Origin of the sequence: Streptococcus suis (assembly GCF_002960445.1) — a bacterium.
In the GTDB taxonomy this organism is placed as follows: Bacteria; Bacillota; Bacilli; order Lactobacillales; family Streptococcaceae; genus Streptococcus; species Streptococcus hyiners.
In genome coordinates, this window is record NZ_POJD01000389.1 from 1 (window position 1) to 289 (window position 289).

General features: G+C 40.8%; 1 pseudogene. It reads right to left on the minus strand.

What is annotated here, in order from left to right:
• Window positions 1-183: 183 nt before the first annotated feature.
• Window positions 184-289, minus strand: a pseudogene (locus tag C1G53_RS12210) (CPBP family intramembrane glutamate endopeptidase); the annotation flags it as partial.

Below are 289 nucleotides of genomic sequence, written 5' to 3' on the forward strand. Positions count from 1 at the left end.
GCTTGCCTAGCCGACCATTCTAAGAGCTTTAAGAGGGTTCTGACTGTTAATAAACTACTTCTTTCCACGTATTGCATCGCTTGACGTTCTTGTTGTTCAGATGACATGGTGACCTCCTCTTCTTTCAATTCCCTATCAAACATAAGGTGCTTCCATAATACGGAAGCACTCTTGATTTTGGTATCACAAGAAGGTCAAGACATAAACCAAACTATTCCAAAGTAAATGTAAGGCGATTGCCGTCATACAATCTGTTTTCAATCGAACAACAGCCAAGGTCAACCAGAGA